The sequence below is a fragment of the Streptomyces laculatispora genome, from assembly GCF_017353455.1.
Taxonomy (GTDB): Bacteria; Actinomycetota; Actinomycetes; order Streptomycetales; family Streptomycetaceae; genus Streptomyces; species Streptomyces laculatispora.
In genome coordinates this window covers 1-23,618 of the sequence record NZ_JAFMPZ010000452.1, presented here as the reverse complement: position 1 = coordinate 23,618, position 23,618 = coordinate 1, and the positions used below count along the sequence as shown (strand labels likewise).

Below are 23,618 nucleotides of genomic sequence, written 5' to 3'. Positions count from 1 at the left end.
CGTCCACGTGATGCTCCGGGCGTACGCCCAGGAGCGCAGGCGGTCCCAGGACAACGCGGGGCGCTCACTATCCGGCGTTCGGCCGGGCGTGCTGGTAAATCCCGGTACTGCCGTCGATGGTCTCTCGAATGATGTCCGCGTGACCGGCGTGCCGGGCAGTCTCTTCGATCATATGGAGCAGGACCCACCGCAGATTCCGGTCCACGAGGTCGGGTCGCCCGCACGGAGCCTCCAGCGCCAGGCCTGCGATGATCTCCCTCGAAATGGCCGCCTGCTCCTCGAAGAAGGCCGCCCAATGCTTGACGGTGTCCTGCTCGCCGACACGGAAGTCCGCTGCCCTCCAGTCCTCGATCTCCGGTTCGGGCCACTCACCGGGGAGTGTGCGCCCAGCGACGATGACCTGGAACCACCGGCGCTCCCAGAGCGCGGAGTGTTTGAGCAGGCCCAGCAAGGACAGCGAACTCACCGTCGGTGCCCTGCGGGCATCCGTGTCGGAGACACCCTCGACCTTCCGGAGCAGATCAGCGCGCTGCTTGTCGAGACGCCGCAGAGGGCGTCCCGCTCGGTGGCTATCGAGAACTGGTCGGCTGTCATGTCGCGCACGCTACAGAAAGGGAGAACTGTCAGCATCCACCTGCTGAAGCGTCTTCATCCAGTCCAGCCGGGATGATCCTCTTGCCCCGATGCCACCGGTTTCTCCACGCACCCGCATATTGATCAACGGACATCCCTTCGGCCGGAGTCAACGGAGTCAACGGGGTCGATGCGGCCGCCCGACTCACGCCGCCAGCGGTCACCCCGCCTTGGCGGGGTCAATGCCGTACAGGGCCGCCGCGGCCACTGCCTGCTTCACCCCACAGGACTCCTGCTCGTCGGCCGGGGCGAGCCACAGCGGTATCAGACGTGACGCGGAGGACGAGGAGTCCATGCGCAGATAGTGGCAGGCGCCGTTGACGCGCAGCGCGAGAACGTGGACGTCACCGCCGTCAGCCTTGCCGGAGACCACACGCACGGTGTCCCCGGCAGGCACCAGCCGTTTGTCCTTCAGTAGTCCAAAGCCCCCTGCGGGGTATGCGCATATCCTGCGGTCGCCGTCTGCCGGTACACATTCGCCTCGGTGGGCTGCCGCGCGAGCAGCGCACCCAACTGCGCCGTGAGGCTGCCGGGCTTGCTGTCGGTCCGCGAGGCGGGGCACGCCATCGTGGACTGTTTCACGCTGTGTGCGCCGAAACTGAAGGAGTAGCGGTAGCAGCGGACCGGATAGGCGTCTGCGGTGACGGCCTCCGTGCCGGGTGGCAGCAGCCCCGGCATCGCGACCAATCGGTCGTGATCAGGGGCAACTTGTTGTCTCGTCATGTTCTTTCCCCCTGTTGGCAGAAAGCCTCGAATTCCCCGCTGCCGCCGCATACTGCCAGCCGCCCCGTAGCGGCCGGCCGAGGGCTCTTGCGGCGCGGTCTGCGCAGGTCGGATCACGGGCCGCTTCCCTCCACGCTCAGCGGAGCCCGGACGGTGTCCGCCCCCTGACCGGTGACGTGGTCCCGTCGCGCCGGCCGGGGATCTCGCCGCCCTCGCCGGCGCCTTGGCGGGGCGTCGCGTCCCCGCACCTGTCGCGGAACTCCCGCGTTTGTCGCCAGCCGCCTGCAGCTTTGTCCGCGATCGGTAACCGAGGGATCTTGCAGGGGCATTCGTGTGTCTAGATGGGTGCACGGCATCGGCGGAGACAGCAAAGGGGCGGGCGAACATGGCAAAGCACAAGGGAAGGGGATGGCACAGCCGGCTTCTCGCGGCGGCGCTCGGGGTGACGGCGGTGGCCGCTGCCACGTCGGTGTGGACCGCGCAGGCCGACACCGTCGGGGGACGGCAGCCGGAAGCGCGTGTCTCGGCGCCGGACGCCGGGTCCCATGACCGGGCCAAGGTGGCGGAAGACATCGCGCACGCCTCGGACCGGGGCGCCCGTGGCGTCAACATCACCATCGACGACGGACCGGACCCGGTCTGGACGCCGCAGGTGCTGCAACTGCTCAAGGACAACGGTGTGAAGGCCACGTTCTGCATGGTGGGCACGCAGGCCCAGGCGCACCCGGACCTGGTCAAGGCGGTCGTGGCCGCCGGGCACCGGCTGTGCAACCACACCGTCTCGCACGACACCGCCATGGACACCAAGTCCGAGGCCTACCAGTCCCAGCAGATCCTGGATGCCGAACGCATGATCACCAAGGCGTCCGGAGGCGTCCGGCCGCAGTACTACCGGGCCCCGGGTGGCGCTTTCACCCCGTACAGCCGGCACCTCGCCGCGTCCCGGGGAATGCGGCCGCTGGGCTGGAACGTCGACACCAAGGACTTCGAGCATCCCGGTGTGGACACCATGGTCGCCACCGTCAAGAGCGAGATCTCCAACGGGCCGACCGTCCTCTTCCACGACGCCGGAGGGGATCGCTCCCAGACCCTTGCCGCTCTGCGCGAGATCCTGCCCTGGCTGAAGCAGCAGGGGTACTCCTACGGTTTCCCCGTGCGCTGACTGAGGCCTCTTCCGCACCGACATCAAGACGCTCGCCCCGCACGGGGCGAGTACACCGGTTTCATCGGAGGCCGGAGAACTCTGCCGTGCCGTTCCGGCAGTACCGACGACGGCCACAGCAAGCCCGTTAGGCTCAAGGAGCCCCCTCTCCGCCGAGGCTCCTTCCATGGACATCCGCGCCATTGACCCCCGGGACACTGCCTGGGAGCAGGAACACGCCCGCTACCGCGTGTACTTCTGGGACAGGCCGGCCGTCACCGCACACGAGTACGAGGTGCTGGACGAGGTTGACGTCGACGAACTCCTGACCTGGGTTTCGGTCTACGCGGCCGAACGCGGATGGGGGTACACCATCTACGTCTCCACCACCGAGGGAGACAGCCCGGGTCTCATCCGGCTGGCCGGCGTACGAGGTGATCCGTTCGCCGGCGTGTAGCGCCTTCGTCGAGCGGAACTCGATCCGGCCTACGCGTGCGGGTTCCCGCTGATCCCTCTGCCGACCCGCAGGGCCCCGACCGCACCCCGCGACGCACGACCGCCGCAGAGCTAGGCCGCAGAGCTGGGCCGCAGAGATGGCGGAGTGGTGTCGCGTACCGGGTCGGCAGATGCCTTCATCCCGGTTCTCCGGTGGGGGAGTTCGGGGCGGTCAGGAACGCGTCGACGGCGTCGCGGAAGCCGGGCCAGACGCGGGTGAACTCGTCGAGCGCGGCGCGGCCGCTGTCGGTGAGCGCGTAGTAGCGCCGGGGCGGTCCGGAGGCGGATTCCTGCCAGGTGGTGGTGACCAGGTCGTCGCGGCGGAGCCGGGAGAGCAGCGGGTAGACCGTGCCCTGGCTGGTGGCCAGGGCGCCGGAGTCCTCCAGGGCGTGGAGGAGCTCCACGCCGTATCGGGGGCGGTCCCGCATCAGGGCGAGTACGCAGTACTCCAGGACACCCTTGCGCAGTTGGGCTGCTGCCCGGGCCTGCTTGGCCGAATCACCTGGTTCCATGCGATGCAAGATACCTGGCAGGGCAAATGGATGGGAAGAGGGGCGGATCCCCTGGCCCATCAGTCTGCTGGTGCTGGTCCCTGCGCTGAAGTCTGCGCTGGTGCTCGCGACGGTCCGGGTCGTCGCCAGGCCGTGATCAGACGGGTGACTCGGCATCCCGCGTGTCGTCGGCCCGATGGCCCGGAGCCGATGGGCCCGTCAGGCGGTCTGCTGGTGACCGGGGGGCTGGGAGGGCTCCGTGACCGCGTCGCACAGTGCACTGAGTCCGATGGCGAGTGCGTTTCGCGCCTCCGGGGTCATGCGGTCCATGGCCTGGTGGAGGGCTTGTCCTCGGCGGTTCCTGATGTCGCGCAGGTGTGCGGCGCCGGCGTCGGTGAGTTCCAGCTGTATTTCGCGGCGGTCCTGGGGCCGGGGGGTTCTGCGCAGGAACCCGGCTGCCTGGAGACGGTCGCAGAGGCGGGTGACGGATGGAGCGGCTGCTGAGAGGTGGCTGCCCAGTGTGCCCAGATTGATGCCGGGTTCGCGTTCGATGATGTACAGCACGCGCGTCTGGGCGGCGGAGAGGGGCGCGGTGCTGAGCGTGCCGCGACCGCGTTCCCAGGCGATTTCGAGGAGCTCCAGGACCTGGCTGATCTCGGGCACGGCAGTGGAGGGCCGCTGGGGAAGGGTTGTGGGGGCCTCGTTCATGTGACACTCCCGAGTGGGCCGTTTTGCGCCCGTTCCGGCTGGTCGACGTCGTCAGTCTCATAGATGAAGATATGTGAAGGAAAGCAGGTCCGGTACCGGTGGACAGACCCAGTGCGGTCGAGCGTGCTCTGCGCGAGGCCGCGCCCCACGAGATCTTCGATGTGCTCCGCTCGCTGATCGAGCGCCGCCACCACGCACGGTCCGTGGAGCTGTTGATGGCCGACTATGCCATGACCAGGCTGCAGCCCGTGGGGGTGCTGCCGCACACAGGCTCACCGATGTCAGCGTATGAGAGCGCGCCTGGCCGTGCGTTCGGCGCCCAGGAACCGCACTGCGCGCGCGACAGCTCTGCTTCCACGGTGACCGTGCATCTGCCGGTCAGTGTCCGCGGGGACCGGCTGGGTGTCCTGAGCGTCACTCTGCCGGTCGGGGAGGGAGGCGAAATGGAGGCCCAGGTGCTGGAGGACCTTCAGGAGTGCGCCGATGCGCTCGCACACGAGGTGGTCGTGGCGGAGCGGGACACCGATGTGTTTTTGCAGGCCCGCAGGGCGGAGCGGCTGACCCTGGCCGCCGAGATGCAGTGGCAGCTGCTGCCCGGTCGCTCGTGCGCCCGGCCCGAGTACAGCATCGGCGCCCAGTTGGAACCCGCGTACGCCGTCTTCGGCGACAGCTTCGACTGGTCGTCCTATCCGGATGATCTGTACCTGACGGTCAGCAACGGCATGGGCGAAGGCATTGACGCCGCGCTGCTGACCAACCTCGCGGTCAATTCCCTGCGCAACGCCCGCCGCGCCGGACTGGACCTCGGTGGCCAGGCCTACCTGGCGGATCAGGCCATTCACGGGCAGCACCGGGGAGAGCGGTACCTGTCGACGCTGCTGCTCCGCTTCCACCTCCCGACCGGGGACGTGGAGATCATCGATGCCGGTTCGCCCCGTCTGTGGCGATTGCGCAGGGGTGCGGTCGAGGCCATTGACCTGGAACCGCAGATGCCGCTCGGGATGTTCGAGGACACTGCCTACGTGCCGCAGCACTTCGAGGTCGAACCTGGCGATCGGCTGCTGTTCATCAGTGACGGTGTCTACGATGCCCTGTCGCCCGGCGGTGAGAAGTACAGCGTGCACGCGCTGGCCCGGTCGATCGCGGGTACGAGCCTGCTGCCCGCGTCACAGGTGCCCAGGGCGATGCTGCGGGAACTGCTGGGGCATCGCGGCTCCGGCCCGGCGGCGGACGACTGCCTGGTGATGTGTCTGGACTGGCACGGTCGCCGCGCCGCCGGCTGAAGCCGTCGTCCCCGCAAGCCACTTCGGTGGTTGTTGCGTGAAGGTCCTGGGCCCGAGTCGTGAGGATCGCACCCGTCACGCCGTCCGTGGAAGCTCGCGTGTGGGTCCGGGTTGTCGTGAGGGACGCGCCTGAGAGATGCTTGCCGTCCGGCAAGTAATTCTTCTTCCAGTGGAAGGGCGGTGCGGTTCGCCTCAGGCGGGCCCCCCTTCATGGCCTCTACCGAGGGAATCTCCGTTACGAGAACCGAACAGCGCTCCAGGCCCGACTTCTGGGCCCTGGCGCCTTACCCCGTGTTCATGGCCGATGAGATCGGCACCGTGGTGGAGGCGAACACCGCGGCCACCCTCCTGCTGGAAGGTGTTGTCCTCGGGACGAGCCTGGCGGATGCGGTTCCGGACTGGCTGGCGCAGGCGCACCAGGAGGCGGTGGGAAGGCCGCTCAGGGCGCGGGAAGGCCCGAATGGTGAGCGTCTTTCCTCGGTGTCGGGGTTCATCGGGACACAGAGCTTCGAGGCGCATCCCACCCGGGGCCAGAACGGGACCGTGGTGTGGTGGCTGGTCGATGACACCGACCGGCGTCTGGCCGAAGAGGCGCTCGTGGCGGAGCGGGAGCGCACCGGGTTCCTCGCGGAGGCGTCCAACGTTCTGCTGGCCTCGTTGAACACCGACCGGTGCATGGTCGTCACCGCTCAGCTGGCCGCTGAGCACCTGGCGGACGCGGCGGTCGTCATCACCCCGGCGCGTGGCAACAGGCTGCCCGTCGCCCATGCGATCGCCGGTCAGGACGTCATCCGCACGCTGGTCGACTCCGACCCGTCCCAGCTCCCGGGCCTGAGCGAGGCGCTGCAGGGATTTCCCCCGGTCCCCTCACGGTGGATCGACCCCGCGATCCTGCCCGAGTGGATTCTTCCGCAGGGCTTCACCGGGACGATCGGCTCCGTCGTCATCACCCCCCCTGCCCGGCCACGGTGTGCCCGCCGGAGCCTTGGTCCTGCTGCGCAGCGCTGACCATGAGCAGTTCAGCGAGAGCGAAGAGATCTTCGCGCGGCTGTTCGCCGCCCGGTCCGGTGCCGCCCTGTCGGCTGCCCGCCTGTACAGCGAGCAGAGCGCCATCACCCAGACGCTGATGCGTGACCTGCTGCCGCCCCAGCTGCAACGGGTGCACGGGGTGGAGTTCGCCGGCGGTTACCGGCCCGCCGAGGCCGGTGAGCGGGTGGGCGGTGACTTCTACGACGTCCACCCCGCCGCCACCTCGTCCGACGCGTCGCTGGTGATCCTGGGCGACGTGTGTGGCAAGGGTTTGGACGCGGCCGTTCTGACCGGCAAGATCCGCAACACGCTGCAGGCGCTGATTCCGATGGCCGACGACCACGAACGGATGCTGCAGCTCCTCAACGGAGCCCTGCTGAACTCCCATCACACCCGGTTCGCGACCTTGGTGATGGCCTCGGTGCAGCGTGCCGAGAACCAGGTGCGGCTACGCCTCACGTCGGCGGGCCACCCCGTCCCCCTGGTGGTCCGTCTGGACGGCAGCGTCGAAGAGGTCCCCACGCACGGCACGCTGATCGGAGCCCTCGAAACAGTCGAGGCGCATTCCGTCGAGGCCGTCCTGCAGCCGGGCGAGACCTGCCTGCTCTACACCGATGGCTTCACCGAGGCCCGCGGCGGGCCACTCGGCAACCAGATGTTCGGTGAAGAACGCCTGAAGCAAGCCCTGTCGGACTGCGCCGACATGCCGGCGGAGGCCGTCGTCGAACGCATCCAGATGATCGCCTCGTCGTGGGTGCGCGACGGCAGCCACGACGACATGGCCGTCGTCGCGATCAGTGCCCCCCGTACCACCCACCTGAGCGCGGTGAACGGCCGCACCCGGGGCAGGTACACCACATGACACAGAGCAACCGCGCCACCGATGACATCCCGGCTCTGCGGGACCAGCTGTGGACGGCCGTGTCCGCACGCGACGAATTCAGCGCCGCGGACATCGTCTTCGCCGCGCTGGACGGCGGCCTGGCCGCGGAGACGGTCCTGCTGGATCTCATCGCTCCGGTGCAGGCCACGGTCGGTGCCGAGTGGGCGGCCAACCGTCTGAGTGTCGCGCAGGAGCACGCCGCCACTGCTATCACCGAGCGCGTCATAGCCGCTCTCGCCCACCACCCCGCCACCCGCACCACAGCCTCCCTCGGGCGTATCACCGTGGCGTGCGTGGACCAGGAATGGCACGTCATGCCGGCCCGTCTCCTCGCCGAAGTCCTCACCCTGCGGGGCTGGCAGGTCGACTTTCTCGGCGCCCAGGTACCCACCCCGCACCTCATCGCCCACCTCCACCACAGCGGTGCGGACGCGGTCGCGCTCTCCTCCTCGATCCCCACCCGACTGCCCGCCGCCCACGCCGCGATCACCGCGTGCCAGGCCATCGGCGTCCCCGTCCTCGTCGGCGGGGCCGCCTTCGGGCCCGATGGCCGCTACGCCCGCCTCCTCGGCGCCGATGCCTGGGCCCCCGACGCGCGCGTCGCAGCCCAGCAGCTGGCTGACGGCATCGCGGTCACTCCCGCCACCGGGCGTCAGCAGATCGACGACCTGCCCCATCTCGCGGACCAGGAATACACGCTCGTCGCCCGTTCCCATGACCGGCTCGTCAGACAGGTCCTCACCCAGCTGGAAGTCCGCTTCCCCGCGATGGCCGCCTACACCGCTCAGCAGCGCGAACGCACCGCCGAGGACATCGCCCACATCGTCGAGTTCTTGACCGTGGCCCTGTACACCGACGACGACGACCTGTTCACCACCTTCATCACCTGGACCGTCGGCATCCTCACCGCCCGCCGCGTCCCCGCCCAGTCCTTGCGCCCGGCCCTGAAGATCCTGGCAACCGAACTCAAGGAATTCCCCCGATCCACCCGGCTGCTCGACCGGGCGCGCTTCGCCCTGGACAGCGCACCCGTGTCGGCCGGAACACACCTCGGAGCAACCGCATGATCCCCCTGCCCCACTCCTCCTTCACCGTCACCGTTGAAGCAGGGCCGGGCACCGCACACCTGCACATCGCCGGTGCCCTCGACTACGACACCAGCGACGAACTGGCCCAGCGCGCCGACCAATGCCTCACTTCACACGCAGATCTGCGGGAGCTGCACCTCGACTGCGCGGAGCTCACGCTCTGCGACTCCATGGGCATCTCCACCTTCCTGGCGATCCGCCGCAAGACAACCGCACGCGACATACGGCTCCACCTGGACAACGCGCCCCCGTTCCTCGAACGCGTTCTCACCACCACCGGAGTCCGGACGCTGTTCACGCAGGCGCACGATTCTCAGCGGCACGAGGAACCACTCGCCGGCCCGAGCACGTCACCATTCAGCCCTCGGCCCCACAGCGCACCGGCACCCGACTCCTCCGCATGACCACGTCCGGCCGGCGACGCCGAGCATGTCGGCAACCGGAAGCCGCGCGATCGAACCGCGGCGGCATCGGGCCGGACCGGCCCACCTGGTCGCCGGACAGCGTGACGGTGCCGCGAGTCGTCGAGGACATACGCCAAGCACACCGGAGCAGGCGCCGCGACGGCCGCTACTTCGCTGCCGCCGACGCCTCGGCCAGGTGCTCGAACGTCTCGTTGAGTACCGCCCTGCGTTCGGCCTTGTACGCGGGCTCCGGCTCCAAGTCGTCGATCGTCCGCTCCCACACAGCCAGGAACGTCTTCTGCCAGGTCCGGATCGCCTCGGGCGACGGGAGGGTCACGCCCACCCATCCCTGCCGGGCCAGGACGAGCAGCAGCTCCAGGTTGCAGGGGAGGGTCACACCCCAGTACTCGTCCGGTTCGAGCTCCACCGGATCGCCGGCCATCGCCTCCGTCACCTCGGTCACCAGCCGGTCGACCAGCGCCGCGAGATGATCCGCCGCCGTGTCGCTGTCGAAGTTGCCCGCGCCCCACGTGCCCACTGTTCCGCCTCCGCATTGTGCGTCGTCGTTTCCGTTCGTCATCACAGCAGACGGCACTGACAGTTGGGACCCCGGCGGGTCGGTCGTGGGGGCGGTCGGCCGGTCGGAACAGGCTCCCCGGCACGAGGGCCATGGCCACCGTGTCGGAGGCGTCGGTGGCACGGATGAGCGCCATTCGCCGCAGGAGCGTGCGGTACCCGGCAAGGTGCAGCGGGGGAGTCGTCCGCCGGCCGACCGATCGCCACCGTCGCGCAGGCCGGCTTCCGTGTGCGGCGCTTCGGTTCCTTGGTTCTCGATCGCGGGTCTCAGTGGGGGTTGAAGTTGCGGGGGAGCAGAACCCTGCGCAAGGTGGTCGAGACGGGGATCGGCCCACCCCCCTTCGTCCGACGGCCGACCTGGCCGGTCCCCGCCGACGCGAGGAACTGCCTGACGTTGTCGAGCAGAGGACCATCAGCATGGTGATGAAGGAATCCTCCCGGACCGGGTCGCAGTGGCCGCGGTTGCGCGTCGATGACTGGGTCGAGACCCGGCAAACGCTCCACATGTGGGCTCAGATTGTCGGCAAGGTCCGGTTGGCCCACGCGCCCATGCTCAACCACTGGTGGCAGGTGACCCTCTATGTCAGTCCGCGGGGGCTGACCACCTCCGCCGTGCCCCATGGCGCTGGAGCCTTCGACATCGAGTTCGACTTCGTCGACCACCTGCTGCATCTGCGCACCAGCGACGGCGGAGCGCGCAGTATCAGGCTGGAGCCCATGGCGGTGGCCGACTTCCGTGTCCGCATCGGGCAAGCGCTGGAGGAACTGGGGATACCCACAACCATCCAGGATCATCCGAACGAGGTCGACCTGGCGATTCCGTTCTCTGCGGACTACCAGCACCGCACCTACGACCCGCGTGCGGCGCACTTGTTCTGGCGCCAACTCCTGCAGGCAGAACGTGTTCTGGGCGCATTCCGCGGACGCTTCGTCGGCAAGGTGAGCCCGGTGCACTTCTTCTGGGGGGCCATGGACTTGGCGTGCACCCGGTTCTCCGGGCGCCGCGCCCCCAGGCATCCCGGAGGCGCGCCGAACTGCGGTGACTGGGTCATGGTGGAGGGCTATTCGCACGAGCTGAGCAGTTGCGGGTTCTGGCCCGGCGGCGGGGAGGAAGGGGCCTTCTACGCGTACGCCTACCCCGAGCCGGCCGGCTTCGCCGACAGTCCGGTGACCCCGTCGGATGCCTTCTACAGCCGGCAGAACGGTCAGTTTCTGCTGCCGTACGAAGCCGTACGCACCGCCGACGATCCGGACCGCACACTCACCGGATTTCTGCAGAGCACCTACGTAGCAGCCGCGGACAGGGCCGAGTGGGACCGGGCGGCGCTGGAGACCGATCCGGAGCGCTGGGCCGACCGGTAGGCAGGCTCGCGGATGCGGTGGGCACCGCCCGTCAGGATGCCCGTTCCCCCGCGAAAACCGGGGTGTGTCCGGGTGGCCGTGGAGAAATCGGCAGGCGAGTGGACAACGAACACAAGTGGAAGGACGACCCTCATGGCTTCCCGTGACGACTGGCCGACACCTGTGCAGGGACTGGCGCTGACCCACTTTCTGACCGTGCGGGACGTCGCGGTCTCGCGTCGCTTCTATGCCGACGTGTTCGGTGGCCAGGTGGTGCTGGAGGAGAACCCCTGCATCGTGAAGATCGCCAATGGCTGGATCATCATGAACCCGGGCGGCGGCCCCACGCCCGACAAGCCCGATGTCGTCCTCACCGCTCCCGAACCCGGTGACCCCGTGTCCTCCTTCCTCAACGTGCGGGTGAGCGACATCGCTGCTTTCTACAAGCAGGCAGTAGCCATGGGTGCGCGGTTTCTCACCGAACCCCTCGACCGCAAGGCCGAGCTCCGGTGTTATCTCCGGGATCCGGATGGCTACCTGATCGAAGTCGGGCAGGCCACCGGCATGCTGGAAGGCATCTTCGCGGATCGAGTGAACCCGCCGGGGAGCAGGGCGTGACGCCCCTGAAAGGGCGCGGCGTCCGAGCGCCGGCCGACGACGCGAAGCGATCGCTAGGTGCGGTGGCCGGGTAGGTGCGTGGTTCTTGAACTGATCTGGACAACAAAGACGCCCAAGGCTGCCGGCCTGGGGCTTTCGCGTGGAGTGGGTGACGAGAATCGAACTCGGGCTCCGAGCTTGGGATTCACCCGGCGCTCAGGTGTCAATAGGTCACCTGACCTGCGGAAAATGGCTGCTGCTTCCGGATTCGAGTGTCGCGACGGCACCTGCGCCGACCGCTCCTTATCGGCGCTACTGGCACGTTATGGCACGGTGGTCACCGCTAGTGCGGCCCGCAGGCACGCCGCCTGAAGGGCGACGGAGAAATACTCGCGGTGGGCTGTCCGACGCAGTGGTTGAGGTTGTTCTCCGCGCACCGGAGACCGGCCCCGGTCAGGGGCAGACGGGATCAGCGATGCCGCTCACCTGGCAGGCCACCACGAAGCGGGCGTCACGCGACTGCACCGAAGTTCTGGGGCTCCGATAGGCTGATGATCGTGAACGCTGACCCGTAAAGGGCAGAGCATGACATAGAGGGAGCAGTCTGGTGTCGACCCGCAGGATATCCTCCGGTGTCTGGATCGTCGTTTTGCTGGCCGCTGCCCTCGCCGCAATTTCCTTTTTGTCGGTGCAGGCTTCCCAGAACATGCCTGCGAAGAATATCGCAAGTGCCGAGCCCAAGCCGAGTGCGAAGCCCCACCCTTCCGCCACCAAGCCCAAGACGTACAAGGTTCCCGATGACTCCGGAACCGGGCGGCGGATCGTTTATTCGCTTTCGCAGAAAAGGGTCTGGCTGATCTCCGAGAGCGAGTCCGCCGCCCGTACCTTCACGGTGTGGCCGGGCAATGTGCCCCCGGCGGAGGGGAAGCATCCGGTGACCTTCCGCCGTGCGGAGGGCACGGGAAGCGATGGTGTGCGAATTGAGCACGCGGTCTATTTTGGGACGCAATCAGCCTTTTCCAACGCCGTTGACGGGGCCTCTCCCGCACCGGACAGCACGGTGAAGACCGGTGCGATTCGCGAGAGCGTCGCGGACGGAACAGCGCTATGGGATTTCGCCACAAAGGGGACGCTCATTCACGTCGTCGGCTGAGTGCGGGCTGTTTCCGCGGTCAGGACGTGAGCACTTCGCGGGCGGTTTCCGCTCGTTCGGATATCCTCGCGCGCACCTCTCGGAGCTTCGCTCCTTCCGCCTTGACGGCTTCCTTCTGTATTTCGGTCTCCGCGCCAAACCACTTGGTGACCAGTCCGGTCTTCTTCTTGCAGGCGACGTCCTGCCGAGCGGCGCGTATCTCCGTACCGCTCGCCTGCTCCTCCTGCCAATTCCACCGTGGATCGCGCATGGCTTCCTCCGGCGTCGCGTACGTGAAACCCGCAGTCGCCATGCATGTCGACCAGCGGGTAAAAGCGGCGCGTACTCCGGGCTCGTTCATGGAGTCCTTGTAGCTGGCCGCCTTGATGCGGTCGGGCACGCCGCCGTCGTCGAGGGAGGGGAAGCGCCCGGCCGCTTTGCCGGAGCACTCCTCGACGGCCTTCTGCTCATCGGCGCGCGGCTGGCTCTGCTGGGCCGGGGCGGCTGTCACGGCCATCATGAAGTGGTATCCGTAGCTTGCCTGCTCCTCGTTCACCGGCCCGTAGCGGCCGGCGGTGAGAGCGGGGGCCGGCCGAGCGGAGGGCTCCGGAGGGCGGTAGGCAACGTGTTCCGAGGTCAGGCATCCGACGAGCAGAGAGCGCTGGGCCAGAGCCACCTCGCGCAACTGCCCGGGCGACTCCAGGTACGCCTCGACGGGGAATTCCAGCCCGGGAAGGGGATCGGTCAGCTTGTCCGGCCGGGCGGCCGAGACGGGAATTCCCGATTTCGAAGGCCGGGGAACGGAACCCTCGCCCTCCGGGGGAGACGTGCTGCTGCACGCCGAGATCAGGCCGCCCGAAAAGGTGAGAAAAAGAAGGCCGAGGGTGAGCGACTTCATTCTGGCTCGCATGATCGAATCTGCCCGTCGAGAGCGCGTCGGAATGCCGGATACGGAAAAGGACGGGTGCCCGCCCACTTCTCGTGGCGGGCACCCATGACGAGGACGGCTGCTACAGGTTGCTGTAGGCCGACCACGAGGCGTTCTGGTTGTACGTCTTGACGAGCGCCTTGTCGGTGTTCGACGTCACGGTGTCGTAGTTGCCGAGGTAGCCGGAGTTGTAGAAGACACGCACGTATTCACCGCTGCACACGCAGCCGCCGCCCATGGTGTACGAGGCGGAGGCGGAATTGTTCTTGACGGCCTGTCCCGCACCGGCACCGTTGTTCGGGTACACCAGACCGGCGAGGTTCGAGACCCCGCCCGTGTTCCCGCTCCACCTGTAATAGGCGCCGGCCTGGCCCGAGTTGTAATACAGGCAGAATCCTATTCCGGTGGAGGATTCCTTGGGACACGAACCGGAAGCGGCCTGCGCGGGTGCGGAGAAAGCGAAAAGTGAACCCGCCGCGGCAGCCGAGGCGACGGCGAAAACCAATGTCTTACGCATGCTAATTCTCTCCTAAGGGGTGAATAGATTTGGATGCTATCCGTGTGCCCGTAGGAGGTCAACGGCTAAAAATGCGGCTTACTTCCCGATTTTCATGGATAGGTATCCTTGGCTGATCGGGCGGGGCGATCAGAACCGCGCCCGCCCGAATCAAACCTAAAAAACAGCCGAATTTTGGCGCGAAAGTATTGGCTAAAAGAACCCTCACCCCGGGGTGAGGGAATGCGCCGCGATGCGCGGGGAGCCCGCCCACCGCACCGAGGCCCCGGAGGCCGGGGGAGAGGAGAGAGGGGAACGAGGCGCGGCGGACCGTTCGGCCACTCTGGCCTCGGCGCCGTGGAGCGGGTGACGGGAATCGAACTCGCGCTCTGAGCTTGGGGATCACCTGGTACTTGGTCCCGTGCGTATCCTCTGACCTGGGGGAACAGGCGCCGATGGCGGCCTCGGGGGAGACGTTGCGTGGTCACCCCGGATCGGCGAGCTGCTGCGCGCTGGACGGGCTGCCCGCATTCCTCTGAGCGGGAGGGAAATCCTCTGCGCGGGCCGATCTTGGCTGATATACGCTGCGCCTGACTTGTTCGAACAGTTTGGCGAATCCGTGCTGTCGGATACGCCCTGCCCGGGGGGGCATTCCCATGACTTCGCAGTCCCGCGCGGTGCTCGGCATCGTGCTCACTCCCGTCCTCGCCCTGGCGGCCGCGGCCCCGGCCGCCGCCCACACCACCGCCACGGCCGTGAGCGCCACGGCCCGCACCACCGCCACGGCCACCGGCACCGCCCCGGCCGCCGTCGAGACGCGTGCGCCGGGTCCGTGGGGCACCCGCACCCCGCACGCCCCGAACCACAACCCCGCTTTCGCCTCGGGCGGGCTGAACGCCTTGGAGTCGGCACGGAACGGCGCCCTCGTCTCCCTCACCGGTGACGCGCTCTCCCGGTCCACCCGGATCCGGGCCGCCGGCAGCACCCGTTGGCTCGCCCCGCAGACCTGGCCGGACGCCGGCGGGTACAACACCGAGCTGGTCTCGCTCGGCGACGGCTCGGTGCGCCTGGTCTGGCGGGCCCAGCGCGCCGACGACCACTACAACTACTGGCTGAAGGTGGCCACCCTCACGCCCGGCGCGACGGCCTTCTCCGAGCCCGAGTACGTCGCCGCGGTGCCCGAGAAGGGCTACCACCACCTGGCGGCGGCCCCCGACGGCCGGCTGGTCGCCGTGTGGTCGGTCTCCGGCGTCGTGAAGGCCGCCGAGAAGACCGGCCCGCGGGCCGCGTGGTCCGCTCCGGCCGCCCTGAACGAGCAGCCGCCGTCCGGGAGCCGGGACATTTCCGCCATGGACCTGGCGGTCGCCAAGGACGGCACCGCCCTGCTGGTGTGGCAGTGGAAGACGGGCAAGGCCGTCGTCGCCCTGGAGAAGGCCCCCGGAGCGTCCGCCTGGACCGCGGTCGGGGGCTTCCCGGTCCCGGCCGTGGACCTGGCGCGCCCGAAGGCGTTCGCCAATCCACAGGGCGGCTTCGACGTGTTCTACGACCACCTCGCGCACCTCATGCACACGCGCCGGCCCGCCGGCGCCACGCAGTGGAGCACCCCGCGGTCCGCCGCCAACCTTGGCAGCACGTCCGGGATGACGGCGCCCGTCCACCTGCCCAACGGCGACCTCTTCGTCGCCGGCGGGCCGGGCTACTCGACCGGCCCCTGGTACGCGGTGCGCTCGGCGGCCACCGGCGCCTGGCAGCCGTACACGCAGCCCTTCTCCACGCACAAGCAGGTGCGCGCGGTCGGCGCGGCCGCCACCTCGGGCGGCACGGTCGCGGTGACCTGGCGGGAGGGCTACTCGGGCAAGGAGTACACGATGGCCGCCGTCTTCAAGGGCGGCACCTGGTCCGCCCCGCGGCGGCTGAGCGCGACGAGTGCCCAGTTCACCGGGGCGCCCAGGCTGGCCGCCGACGCGCTCGGCCGGCCCGTCGTGCTGTGGGACGAGTACAGGCTGACCGAGAAGAACAGCTTCGCCCTGGACGGCGTTTACCAGGCCACCACCACCAGCCGCGCGCTGCCCAAGTGGCGTGACCACACGGACGACGGCAAGGCCGACCTGTTCGGCCGCAACAGCACCGGGCTGAAGGTGTACGCGGGCGACTCGACGAAGCTGTCCGCGGGGCAGCGCACGAGCAGCTGGCCGACGGGCACGCTCGTGCTGCCGTTCGGCGACCTCGACGGCGACCGCTGCAACGACGTGTTCGTCCGCTACCCGAAGGGCGAGGCCCGCGTCTACCCGACGGTCTGCGGCGGGCTGCCCGACCAGCAGTCGTTCCACGTCAAGGTGTCCTCGGACTGGAGCGGGTACAACGCGGTCGTCTCGCCCGGCGACGTGACGGGCGACGGCCGGGCCGACCTGCTGACCCGGTCCGCCTCGACCGGGAAGCTGTACGTGTCCGCGAACAACGGCGCGGGCGGCTTCAAGGCCCGCTCGCTCGCCGGGTCCGGCTTCGGCGGCTACAAGAGGCTGATCGCCGCCGGAGACCTCGACGGCGACGGCAAGAACGACCTGCTGGCCCTGGACGCGTCGAACGAGCTGTGGCGGTTCAGGGGGACCGGCGTCGGCACGTTCGCGCCCCGGTCGCTCGTCTTCAAGGACTGGGGCACCTCCTACAAGGACGTGGTCGGGGGGCTCGACCTGTCCGGGGACGGCCGGGCCGATCTCGTCTCGCTCGACAAGAACGGCCGCGCCTGGCTGAACCGGGGCAACGGCCACGGCGGTTTCGGCAACCGGTCGCAGGTCGGCAAGGCCACGAACTGGTCGGACATCCGCATCTCCTGACGGCGCGGATCCGACGGCCACTCGGGACCACGGGGTCCCGAGTGGCCGTCTTCGCGTCCGGCTCCGGTTCCGGCGGGTCCGCCCGGACCACCTCGCCCCGGAAGGGCAGACGGACCGGCCGGGCCCGTTTCCCGTACGCCGCCACAGCCGCCGCGCCCAGGACGGCCGAGTCAGGTACCCGCAGCCCACCGTGACACCCGGCCGAGCAGGGCGCCGTCCACTCCGTCTCCGGCACGCCGTCGGCCCGCAGTCTCCGAGCCCACTTCAGCCGTTGAGGAACTCCGCACACCGGTAGGGGCCCAGCACGGCGCCCTCGGACGGCCGCAGGGTGACCTCGACGTCGTCGGTCCTGACCTTCGGTTCGAGTACGGACTGGGTGCGCGCCAGCGTGCAGACCAGCTGCCCCGTTCCCTGGTCGCGCCCCGTCTCCGGATAGGCGCCGTAGAGGTGCACCGTGACGTGGGCGCCCGTTCCGGTCACCGAGAAGCCGGGGATCTGGACGAAAGAGGTGAGCCGGTCGGCCTGCTCGGCGGGCGGCGGTCCCTCGAGGAGCAGCTTCACCACCGCGTCGAGGTTCTTGATCTCCCTGTCGAGCACGGGCACCCCGCGCAGTCCGCCGGCGGACGCGAAGTACAGCCGCGCCCCGCGCGTCAGCCCGGACGCGGGCTCGCCCGCGCCTATCACTCCGGTCGGCTGGACGCCGCAGCCCATGAGGGCGATCCCCAGCGCTACGCCCACGAGCCCCTGCCTGACCTTCTTCACTCCGTGCCCTCTCCTGTACGCCGCAGGGGCAGCCGCAGCGTGAACACCGCGCCGTGCTGCGGCCCATCGGCCACGTCGGCCACGTCGGCCACGTCGGCCACGTCGGCCACGTCGATCGTGCCGCCGTGCAGCCGTGCGTTCTCCAGTGCGATCGCCGTACCGAGGCCGCTGCCCTGTCCGCTGTCGTCGGCCGTGCCACGCGTGCGGGCCGCGTCCGCCTTGTAGAACCGGTCGAAGACCCGCTCCCGAGCCCCCGGCGGCAGCCCGGGACCGCGGTCGGAGACCTCCAGCGTCACCCACTCCCCGTCCGCCGCGTGGGCCGTCCCGAGGGTCACGGTGACCGGCGGGGCTCCGTGCCGCAGCGCGTTGCCCACGAGGTTCGCGACGATCACGTCGATGCGGCGCCGGTCGACCACCGCCCGTACGCCCTCGTCGAGGTGTGTCCGCACTCGGTCCGTCCACCCGCGCAGCGCCAGCGACGCCCGTACGGTGTCGGCGAGGTCCGTCTCGGCCGCGTTCAGCCGTACCGTCCTGGCGTCGAAGCGGGAGATCTCCATCAGGTCCTCGACCAGCCGGGACAGCCGCGCCGTCTCCGCGCCGACGGTACGGGCCGCCCGCGCCGCGTCCGGCGGCAGCTGGTCGGCGTCCTCCTCCAGGACGGTCGCCACCATCGTCATCGCCGCGAGGGGCGTGCGCAGTTCGTGCGACACGTCCGCCACGAAGCGGCGTGCCTTCGCCTCCTGCTCGCGCAGTTCCGCGTCGGAAGCCTGGAGCGCGTCGGCGGTCTCGTTGAACGTCGTCGCCAGGTCGGCGAGTTCGTCGTGCCCGGTGACGGCGACCCGGCTGCCGAGGTCTCCGGCCGCGAGCTCGCGGGTGGCCCGGCCCAGCTTCCGTACCGGACGAAGGACCGTCCCCGCGGCCAGCAGCGCCAGGACGGCGGCCAGCAGCACCACCGGCACGGTGCCTGTGCGTACGGAGTCCAGCAGGGCGGCGGTGTCGTCGCGTTCGGCCCGCAGATCGGTGATCGCGAAGACGTCCAGGCCGGAGGTGCGGTGGTCCCCGTCGGCGAACGTGACAGGCGTGCCGACGACCAGGTAGGGCTCGCCCCGCCACTGCACCCGCTGGAACTTGGCGTCGTCGCCGGTCATGACGGCGGCGCGCAGCTCGGTGGTGATCCGGCCCTCCGTCTCGGCGTACGAGTCGGAGACCGCGGTGAGGTCCTGGTAGCGGGCGACCACGATCTTCCCGCCGATGCCGTCCGAGACCTTCGCCGCGAACCGGGACAGCGACTGCTGGTCGGGTGGTACGTCGAAGTCGGCGGCGACCGCGGTGACCCGCTGCCGGAGGTCGTTCACGGCCGCGTTCTGGGTGCGCTGGAGGACGGCGGTGCGGGCGTCCCGGTAGGCGAGGGCGGTCGAGGTCACCGCGCTGATCAGGGCGACGACGACGAAGGTGACGACGAGCCGGACACGCAGCCCGCCGACGAGCCGCCAAGAGCGCCTCTTCGGGGCGACGCCGTGCTTGCCCTCGTCGGTACGGTTCACAGTGGCCCGAAGCGGTAGCCGAAGCCCCGCACGGTCTGTACGTACCGCGGCTTCGCCGGTATGTCCTCGAGCCTGGCCCGCAGCCGGCCGACCGCCGCGTCCACCAGCCGGGAGTCGCCCAGGTAGGTGTGGTCCCAGACGGATTCGAGGAGCTGCTCGCGGCTGAAGACCCGGCCGGGGGAGGCCGACAGTTCCAGCAGCAGCCGCAGTTCGGTGGGCGGCAGCGCGACCGGTGTGCCGTTCTTGGTGACGGTCAGCCCGGCGCGGTCGATCACCAGCCCGGCGAGATCGGCGTCCGAACGCTGTCGTGCGGACGGTTCCGCACGGCGCAGGGCGGCCCGGATGCGGGCCTCCAGGACGGGCGCGGTGACGGGCTTGACGACGTAGTCGTCCGCGCCCGCCTCCAGGCCGGTCACGATGTCCGAGTCGTCGCCGCGCGCGGTCAGCATGATGACCGGCAGGGTCGTCGAGCGGGCGCGGATGCGACGGCACACCTCGAAGCCGTCCATGCCGGGCAGCATCAGGTCCAGTACGGCCAGTTCGACCCGCGCGCCCCGCTCCCCGGCCAGCAGGGCAAGGGCCTGCTCGCCGGTGGCGGCGGTGTCCACGCCGTACCCGTGACGGCGCAGCACGAGCTCCATTCCGTCCCGTACGGAGGCGTCGTCCTCGATGAGCAGTACATGCGGCATGGGACCGATTATGAGCATGCCGGGACCGTTTCCGCCTACTCCGGGCTGGGGGTGGACGCGCAGGTCGGGGGCATTGTTACGTTCCCATCATGTGGTCATGGACGGGCCATCATCTGTGGCGGCGAACGTGCAGCGCATGAGCTTCCTCAGGACGAACCCCCGAACCACCGCCCGGCTGCGCATGGCCACCCTCGTGGCCGTGCCCCTACTCGCCTTCTCCGCCGCCTGCGGCGCCGGTGACGACAGCACCGGCGATGCGAAGAAGGACGACGTGATCGCCGACGTACCGGACGCGCCGACCGCGAGCGTCGCGAAGGGCGAGAAAAAGCCGAGCACCCAGCCCGCGGGCAAGAGCGCCTTCTACGACGCCCAGATGAAGTACGTCCAGTGCATGCGCGTCAAGGGCGGCTACAAGGACTTCCCCGACCCCAAGCTCAGCGGGCACCTCGACTGGACGAAGGTCAACGAGATCGGCTCCCAGCCCGGCCGCAACGAGGGCATCAAGGGCGGCAAGGACGGTGCCTGCGTCACCGAGTTGCAGGCCGCCATGACGGCCGAGCCCAAGCGCGACCAGCAGAAGGACTACGAGTCGATGCTTGCGCACGCCAAGTGCATGCGGGACAACGGCGTCTCCAAGTTCACCAACCCGACCATGAGTGGCGGTAACGCGATTCCCGGCGGCGACCCGAACCCGGGGTCCCCGTCCATCGACCCGGAGTCGCCGTCGTACAAGCAGGCCCGCGAGGCGTGCAAGTCGAAGCTGCTCGACGGTCTGGACGGCATGCAGTGAAGCGACGCACCGCCTTCCTCGCGCTCGGCGCGGTGACCGTCGCCGCCGCCGTCACCGGGGGAGTCCTGTTCCTCGGCGACGGCGATGGCGGCGACGCGGGCGCCTCCGGGAAGGGCGGCGACCTGCCGCCCGCCACCGCGACCGTCGTACGCACCGACCTCGTGCAGTCCAAGACGGTCGACGGAAAGCTCGACTTCGCGCAGCGCCGCGCCGTCAAGTCCGCCGTCGAGGGCACCGTCACGGTGGCCGCTTCCGAAGGGGAGACGCTGACCATGGGGCAGGCACTGTACGAGCTGAACGACAAGCCCGTCACCCTCCTCTACGGCCCGGTCCCGATGTTCCGCGAGATGAAGGTGGGCGACCGGGGCAGCGACGTACTCCAGCTGGAGCGCAATCTGCGCGACCTGGGGTACGGGGCGCATCTGTACGTCGACACGCAGTACGACGAGGACACCGAGGCCGCCGTCAAGCAGTGGCAGAAGTCGCTGAACCGTGAGACCACCGGCATGGTCGGCAGGGGAGATGTCGTCTTCCAGCCCGACCGGGTCAAGGTCGTCACCGCTGACGCGGCGCTCGCCGACCAGGTCGGCCCGGACACGGCCGTGCTGACGGTCGCCTCGACCAAGCCGGTCGTCCGCGCGCAGCTCGACCAGGGCGACGGCGCGCTCACCTCCCGGGGCACCAAGGTCGAGGTCACCCTCCCGAGCGGGAAGACGGCGACCGGCAAGGTGGCCCGGACGGTGCGCCCCGAGGCGTCCGCCGGGGAGAGCGATGCCGCGCAGAACGGCATCACCGTCGAGGTCGTCCTGGACGGCGGAGTGAGCGCCGCGTCCGGCGAGGACGCCAAGGCGTCCGCGAGCGTGAAGTTCGTCAGCGAGGCGCGCAAGGGGGTCCTCGCGGTCCCCGTCGAGGCGGTCGTCGCCCTGCGCGGCGAGAACGGCGGCTACGGCCTCCAAGTCGTCCAGGGCGCCACCTCGAAGATGGTGCGGGTGGAGACGGGCATGACCGCCGACGGGCAGATCGAGGTCAGCGGCCCTGATGTGCGCGAGGGCCTGAAGGTCGGAGTGGCGAAGTCATGACGTCGGCCCCGGTGATCGAACTGCGGGACGCCACCAAGTCCTACCCCGGCGGCGTCCACGCCCTGCGCAGAGTGAACCTCACCGTCGAAGAGGGCGAACTGCTCGCCGTCGTCGGCCCGTCCGGCTCCGGCAAGTCCACGATGCTCAACGTCATGGGCACCCTCGACAAGCCCACCACGGGCACCGTCCGGGTCGCCGGGTACGACGTGTCCGAGCTCTCCGACTCCCGGCTCTCCGCACTGCGCGCCCGCCACATCGGCTTCGTGTTCCAGCACTTCCACCTGGCGGCGGGGCGCGACGCGGTGGACAACGTCGCCGACGGGCTGCTGTACGCGGGCGTACCGCTGAAGGAACGGCGCACGCGTGCGCGGGAAGCGCTCGCCAGGGTTCGACTGGACCACCGCTACTCGCACACGCCGAACGAGCTGTCCGGCGGTGAGAAGCAGCGTGTGGCCATCGCCCGCGCCCTGGTGGGAGATCCCCGGCTGCTGCTGGCGGACGAACCGACCGGGGCGCTGGACACCGCGTCCGGCAAGATCGTCATGGAGCTGCTGCACGAGCTGAACGCGTCCGGCACCACCATCTGCGTGATCACCCACGACAACGAGATCGCGGACTCGCTGCCGCGCCGGGTCCGCTTCAAGGACGGGGAGATCGTCTCGGACTCGCGTTCCGGCGCGCGCTCCGCCTCCCGTACGGAAGAGGTCGGTTCATGAAGAACGGCCTCAAGCCCTCCCGTCTCTCCCCCCGCGACATCCTCCGCGTCGGTGCGGTCGGCCTTCGCGCGCGCCGCGCGCGCGTGGTGCTCTCGGCGCTCGGCATCGCCATCGGTATCGCGACCATGGTCGCGGTCGTCGGCCTGTCCGAGTCGAGCCGCGCGGACCTGATGGCCCAGCTCGACCGCCTCGGCACCAACCTCCTCACCGCCGAGGCGGGCGAGGACGCCATGGGGCAGCCGATCAAACTCCCCAAGAACGCGGTCGCGATGGTCGAGCGTGTCGGCCCGGTCCAGCACGCCACGGCCACCGCCGACGTCGACGCCCGCATCCGCCGCAGCGACGTGGTCCCCGAGGAGCGCACCGCCGGCGTCACCACCCAGGCGGCCCGCATCGACCTGCTGTCCGCGCTCGGCGGCGAGGTCGACCAGGGCGTCTGGCTGAGTCCGGTCGGCGAACGCCTCCCGACGACGGTCCTCGGCGCGGTGGCGGCGGACCGCCTCGGAATCACCCGCACCGGCGAGACGATCATGATGAACGACACGCGCGTGGTCGTCGTGGGCATCCTCAAACCGCTCGAACTGGTACCCAACCTGGACCGGGTGGCCATGGTCGGATTCCCCGCCGCCGAGCGTTACTTCGGCTTCGACGGCCACCCCACCACCATCTTCGAGCGCTCCACGGACGCCTCGGTGGAGGACGTACGGGCCATCCTGGCCCGCACCATCAGCCCCGGCAACGAGGGGGGCGTCAAGGTCTCCCGCCCCTCGGACGCGCTGGCCGCCAAGGCCGCCACCGACGAGGGCCTGACGACCCTGATGCTCGGCCTGGGCGCGGTGGCCCTCCTGGTCGGCGGTGTCGGCGTCGCCAACACCATGGTCATCTCCGTCCTGGAGCGCCGCCAGGAGATCGGCCTGCGCCGCTCGCTGGGCGCGACCCGCAACGCGATCCGGCTCCAGTTCCTGACCGAGTCGCTGCTCCTGTCGGCCCTGGGCGGGGCGGCGGGCGCGCTGCTGGGCGCGGCAGCGACATACGGCTTCGCGCAGGCCCAGGGGTGGACGGCGGTCGTCCCGCCCTGGTCCCTGGCGGGCGGCCTGGCCGCCACCCTCCTGATCGGCGTGGTCGCGGGCCTCTATCCGGCGATCCGCGCCTCCCGTCTCCACCCGACGGTGGCGCTGAACGCGGCGTGAGGCGACGGCGTACGGGGTGCCCTCGTGAGGCGGCGCCCCGTACGCCCCACGCCGCTCCCGCCCCCG

24 protein-coding genes and 1 pseudogene are annotated in these 23,618 nt (G+C 69.6%); 14 read left to right on the top strand and 11 right to left on the bottom strand.

What is annotated here, in order from left to right; translation table 11 throughout:
• Positions 1–67: 67 nt before the first annotated feature.
• The 3 genes from J1C73_RS22040 to J1C73_RS22030 form a co-directional block, all read right to left on the bottom strand.
• Positions 68–550 (bottom strand): DinB family protein, encoded by a 483-nt coding sequence (locus J1C73_RS22040; protein ID WP_207317961.1) that lies wholly within the window; start codon positions 548–550, stop codon positions 68–70.
• Between the two features lie 243 nt (positions 551–793).
• Positions 794–1,030: a hypothetical protein gene (locus J1C73_RS22035; RefSeq protein ID WP_207317936.1), complete on the bottom strand. Its 237-nt coding sequence runs from the start codon at positions 1,028–1,030 to the stop codon at positions 794–796.
• Positions 1,031–1,044: 14 nt separating this feature from the next.
• Positions 1,045–1,356 carry a hypothetical protein gene (locus tag J1C73_RS22030; RefSeq protein ID WP_207317935.1) on the bottom strand — a complete coding sequence of 104 codons (312 nt, stop codon included), beginning with the start codon at positions 1,354–1,356 and terminating at the stop codon, positions 1,045–1,047.
• A gap of 385 nt (positions 1,357–1,741) precedes the next feature.
• On the opposite strand from J1C73_RS22030, the gene J1C73_RS22025 reads away from it, so the two are divergent.
• Positions 1,742–2,518, top strand: coding sequence for a polysaccharide deacetylase family protein (locus J1C73_RS22025; protein WP_207317934.1), 777 nt, complete (start codon positions 1,742–1,744; stop codon positions 2,516–2,518).
• A 166-nt stretch (positions 2,519–2,684) separates the two neighbouring features.
• On the top strand, positions 2,685–2,954 hold the full coding sequence (locus tag J1C73_RS22020) for a hypothetical protein (RefSeq protein ID WP_207317933.1): 270 nt from the start codon (positions 2,685–2,687) through the stop codon (positions 2,952–2,954).
• Between the two features lie 175 nt (positions 2,955–3,129).
• On the opposite strand, the gene J1C73_RS22015 is transcribed toward J1C73_RS22020, so the two are convergent.
• A complete protein-coding gene (locus J1C73_RS22015) occupies positions 3,130–3,504 on the bottom strand; it encodes a PadR family transcriptional regulator (protein WP_207317932.1) in 375 nt (124 codons plus the stop codon).
• Positions 3,505–3,702: 198 nt separating this feature from the next.
• The gene (locus J1C73_RS22010; RefSeq protein WP_207317931.1) at positions 3,703–4,191 is read right to left on the bottom strand and encodes a MarR family transcriptional regulator; all 489 of its coding nucleotides are present in this window, start codon (positions 4,189–4,191) and stop codon (positions 3,703–3,705) included.
• A 98-nt stretch (positions 4,192–4,289) separates the two neighbouring features.
• Between J1C73_RS22010 and J1C73_RS22005 the strand changes: the two genes are divergently transcribed.
• The 4 genes and pseudogenes from J1C73_RS22005 (at position 4,290) to J1C73_RS21990 (ending at position 8,878) form a co-directional block, all read left to right on the top strand.
• The gene (locus tag J1C73_RS22005; RefSeq protein WP_207317930.1) at positions 4,290–5,474 is read left to right on the top strand and encodes a PP2C family protein-serine/threonine phosphatase; all 1,185 of its coding nucleotides are present in this window, start codon (positions 4,290–4,292) and stop codon (positions 5,472–5,474) included.
• A gap of 210 nt (positions 5,475–5,684) precedes the next feature.
• A pseudogene (locus J1C73_RS22000) lies at positions 5,685–7,365 on the top strand (SpoIIE family protein phosphatase).
• The gene (locus J1C73_RS21995) at positions 7,362–8,453 is read left to right on the top strand and encodes a cobalamin B12-binding domain-containing protein (protein WP_207317929.1); all 1,092 of its coding nucleotides are present in this window, start codon (positions 7,362–7,364) and stop codon (positions 8,451–8,453) included. The pseudogene J1C73_RS22000 and the gene J1C73_RS21995 overlap by 4 nt, the downstream one beginning before the upstream one ends.
• Positions 8,450–8,878: an STAS domain-containing protein gene (locus J1C73_RS21990; protein ID WP_242644519.1), complete on the top strand. Its 429-nt coding sequence runs from the start codon at positions 8,450–8,452 to the stop codon at positions 8,876–8,878. Before J1C73_RS21995 ends, J1C73_RS21990 begins: the two co-directional genes overlap by 4 nt.
• Before the next feature lie 166 nt (positions 8,879–9,044).
• On the opposite strand, the gene J1C73_RS21985 is transcribed toward J1C73_RS21990, so the two are convergent.
• Positions 9,045–9,416, bottom strand: a complete 372-nt coding sequence (locus tag J1C73_RS21985) for a DUF4259 domain-containing protein (RefSeq protein ID WP_207317928.1) — start codon at positions 9,414–9,416, stop codon at positions 9,045–9,047.
• Positions 9,417–9,871: 455 nt separating this feature from the next.
• On the opposite strand from J1C73_RS21985, the gene J1C73_RS21980 reads away from it, so the two are divergent.
• From J1C73_RS21980 to J1C73_RS21970, 3 genes are all read left to right on the top strand, one after another.
• Positions 9,872–10,816, top strand: coding sequence for a DUF5996 family protein (locus tag J1C73_RS21980; protein WP_242644517.1), 945 nt, complete (start codon positions 9,872–9,874; stop codon positions 10,814–10,816).
• Between the two features lie 132 nt (positions 10,817–10,948).
• A complete protein-coding gene (locus J1C73_RS21975; protein WP_207317927.1) occupies positions 10,949–11,413 on the top strand; it encodes a VOC family protein in 465 nt (154 codons plus the stop codon).
• A gap of 586 nt (positions 11,414–11,999) precedes the next feature.
• Complete coding sequence (locus tag J1C73_RS21970) at positions 12,000–12,545, top strand: hypothetical protein (RefSeq protein ID WP_207317926.1); 546 nt, start codon at positions 12,000–12,002, stop codon at positions 12,543–12,545.
• Between the two features lie 19 nt (positions 12,546–12,564).
• Here J1C73_RS21970 and J1C73_RS21965 read toward each other — a convergent pair whose 3' ends face one another.
• Both J1C73_RS21965 and J1C73_RS21960 read right to left on the bottom strand, forming a co-directional pair.
• Complete coding sequence (locus J1C73_RS21965; RefSeq protein ID WP_207317925.1) at positions 12,565–13,422, bottom strand: hypothetical protein; 858 nt, start codon at positions 13,420–13,422, stop codon at positions 12,565–12,567.
• Between the two features lie 112 nt (positions 13,423–13,534).
• Entirely contained in the window at positions 13,535–13,969 is a 435-nt protein-coding gene (locus J1C73_RS21960) for a hypothetical protein (protein WP_207317924.1), read from the bottom strand.
• A gap of 635 nt (positions 13,970–14,604) precedes the next feature.
• On the opposite strand from J1C73_RS21960, the gene J1C73_RS21955 reads away from it, so the two are divergent.
• Positions 14,605–16,782, top strand: coding sequence for an FG-GAP repeat domain-containing protein (locus tag J1C73_RS21955; RefSeq protein WP_207317923.1), 2,178 nt, complete (start codon positions 14,605–14,607; stop codon positions 16,780–16,782).
• A 264-nt stretch (positions 16,783–17,046) separates the two neighbouring features.
• Here J1C73_RS21955 and J1C73_RS21950 read toward each other — a convergent pair whose 3' ends face one another.
• Genes J1C73_RS21950 through J1C73_RS21940 form a run of 3 tightly spaced genes read right to left on the bottom strand, consistent with a single transcriptional unit; the run spans position 17,047 to position 19,777 of the window.
• Entirely contained in the window at positions 17,047–17,544 is a 498-nt protein-coding gene (locus tag J1C73_RS21950; protein WP_307797770.1) for a hypothetical protein, read from the bottom strand.
• Entirely contained in the window at positions 17,541–19,088 is a 1,548-nt protein-coding gene (locus J1C73_RS21945; protein WP_307797769.1) for an ATP-binding protein, read from the bottom strand. Before J1C73_RS21945 ends, J1C73_RS21950 begins: the two co-directional genes overlap by 4 nt.
• The gene (locus J1C73_RS21940; RefSeq protein WP_207317922.1) at positions 19,085–19,777 is read right to left on the bottom strand and encodes a response regulator; all 693 of its coding nucleotides are present in this window, start codon (positions 19,775–19,777) and stop codon (positions 19,085–19,087) included. The genes J1C73_RS21945 and J1C73_RS21940 overlap by 4 nt, the downstream gene beginning before the upstream one ends.
• Before the next feature lie 136 nt (positions 19,778–19,913).
• Between J1C73_RS21940 and J1C73_RS21935 the strand changes: the two genes are divergently transcribed.
• From J1C73_RS21935 to J1C73_RS21920, 4 genes are read left to right on the top strand one after another with little or no spacing between them, the layout of a single operon-like run.
• On the top strand, positions 19,914–20,567 hold the full coding sequence (locus J1C73_RS21935; RefSeq protein ID WP_207317921.1) for a hypothetical protein: 654 nt from the start codon (positions 19,914–19,916) through the stop codon (positions 20,565–20,567).
• Complete coding sequence (locus J1C73_RS21930) at positions 20,564–21,646, top strand: peptidoglycan-binding protein (RefSeq protein WP_207317920.1); 1,083 nt, start codon at positions 20,564–20,566, stop codon at positions 21,644–21,646. The genes J1C73_RS21935 and J1C73_RS21930 overlap by 4 nt, the downstream gene beginning before the upstream one ends.
• Positions 21,643–22,362 (top strand): ABC transporter ATP-binding protein, encoded by a 720-nt coding sequence (locus J1C73_RS21925; RefSeq protein ID WP_207317919.1) that lies wholly within the window; start codon positions 21,643–21,645, stop codon positions 22,360–22,362. Before J1C73_RS21930 ends, J1C73_RS21925 begins: the two co-directional genes overlap by 4 nt.
• Entirely contained in the window at positions 22,359–23,552 is a 1,194-nt protein-coding gene (locus tag J1C73_RS21920) for an ABC transporter permease (RefSeq protein ID WP_207317918.1), read from the top strand. Before J1C73_RS21925 ends, J1C73_RS21920 begins: the two co-directional genes overlap by 4 nt.
• Positions 23,553–23,618 lie beyond the last annotated feature (66 nt).